The 1,737-nt window shown below is 54.6% G+C and carries 2 protein-coding genes; one reads left to right on the plus strand and one right to left on the minus strand.

What is annotated here, in order from left to right; translation table 11 throughout:
- Positions 1–67 precede the first annotated feature (67 nt).
- The gene (locus AC1DSG_RS30925; RefSeq protein WP_477794259.1) at positions 68–1,171 is read left to right on the plus strand and encodes a DNA alkylation repair protein; all 1,104 of its coding nucleotides are present in this window, start codon (positions 68–70) and stop codon (positions 1,169–1,171) included.
- Positions 1,172–1,361: 190 nt separating this feature from the next.
- On the opposite strand, the gene AC1DSG_RS30930 is transcribed toward AC1DSG_RS30925, so the two are convergent.
- On the minus strand, positions 1,362–1,737 hold a 376-nt coding region (locus tag AC1DSG_RS30930), incomplete at its 5' end, for a 2OG-Fe(II) oxygenase (RefSeq protein WP_477794260.1).

The following is a 1,737-nucleotide window of genomic DNA, read 5'->3' on the forward strand; positions in this document are numbered from 1 at the left end:
GCGGAAACACTTGAGGCATTCATCAGTACCCCGATAACCTGAGCCGCCCACTCAACCGGACTCACCCATGACCGCCGCCGAACAGCCCGCCCCGGCGCTGAAGGAAATCTTCAACGCCGAGCGCCTCACGCACATCGCAACCGAAATGACGGCGGTCTACCCCGAGTTCAACGCCAAAGCCTTCCTGAAGCGGGCCAACGACGGCCTCGCCGACTTGTCGATCATGCAGCGAATGGCCCGGGTCAGCGAATCTCTACATGCGGAGCTGCCGCTGGGCTATGGCGAATCCCTTGAGGTGTTGCGCGCCCTCGCCCCTCGACTTAACAGCGGCTTCGTCAGCATCTCGCTGCCGCATTACGTCGCGCTGTATGGCGCCCATGATTTCGAACAGTCGATGGACGCGCTCAAGTACTTCACCGCGTTTGGTTCTGCGGAGTTTGCAATCCGGTATTTTCTGCGCAGCGATTTGAAGCGTTCATTGACGCGGATGCAGCAGTGGTCGCTTGATGACAACGAACACGTTCGGCGTCTGGCCTGCGAAGGCTGTCGCCCGCGCTTGCCGTGGTCGTTTCGACTGGAACAGATCCAGGGTGATCCGACCTTGGCAGCGACCATTCTCGACAACCTCAAGGCAGATGAAAGCCTTTACGTGCGCAAGTCCGTGGCCAACCACCTCAATGACATCACCAAAGATCACCCGGAGTGGGTGCTGAACCTTATCGAGGGTTGGTCGCTGGATAACAAGCACACCGCATGGATTGCCAAGCATGCGTTGCGCAGTTTGATTAAACAGGGCAATCAGCGGGCGCTGGCAATTATTGGGGCCAGTGGCAAGGCTGAAGTCGAGATTGTTGATGTGAAGGTAGAACCGGCGGTGATTCGTCTGGGGGAGAAAATCACGCTGTCGTTTGTAGTGAAATCTACGGTGTCGCAGAGTCAGCGGCTGGTGATCGACTATGCGATTGATTACGTCAAAGCCAATGGCAGCACGTCAGCGAAGGTGTTCAAGCTCAAGGCGTTGACGTTGCCTGGCAAGTCGGCTGAACGGGTCAGCCGTGGTCAGCAGATCAAGGAGTTCACCACTCGCAAGCACTACGTGGGTTTGCATGCCGTGCACATAATGGTGAACGGCGAACGCCTGGCCAGCACCTCATTCGAAATCCTCGCCTGACCCGACAACGGCTACACATGCAGGCACAAGTTGAGCACTCATCATGCCTGCGACGCTTCTAGTTGGTGACGGAGTCTAGCCGTGGATTGATAACCATCGTTTTCCGGCCGCCACGACAGACCGAAATCGACGGGGATTCAACCGGTCGGTGCCACAGACTGGCCAAATCGTTCAGCGGGCGTTTCGCCGCTTAGTTTTTCTTCTTGAGTAGTTTACTCACGTAGTACTTGAGGCTTAAACGATCTTTGGGTCTTGGCTTGTAGTGGGTCTTGTTTCTTTGTGCGGGATCGATCGCCATGGTTCCTGCGGTGTAGTAATAAAGCGCTATAGACCTGCGCGTGATGTGCTCTGGAGTCGTTAAAGGCTCTGGGTGCCCATGATTGCTGTCTTTGTCTGTATTGAAGATGACGCAGCGATTGTAAATGGGCAGAACTTTTTTAAGGCAGGTCTTCATATTGATATCCCAAAGTTCCAGATTACCGCCGTATTCCTCTTGCCAGTTTTCATTCAGATAAATTATGACATTCAGCCTACGCTCGACATTAAGCTTTTTGTTGAGCCTGAAG

The organism is Pseudomonas sp. P5_A12 (assembly GCF_056400685.1).

Bases quoted from the DNA above. Each gene is read 5' to 3' on its own strand.
- AC1DSG_RS30925 (WP_477794259.1), top strand. From the start codon at position 68: ATGACCGCCGCCGAACAGCCCGCCCCGGCGCTGAAGGAAATCTTCAAC.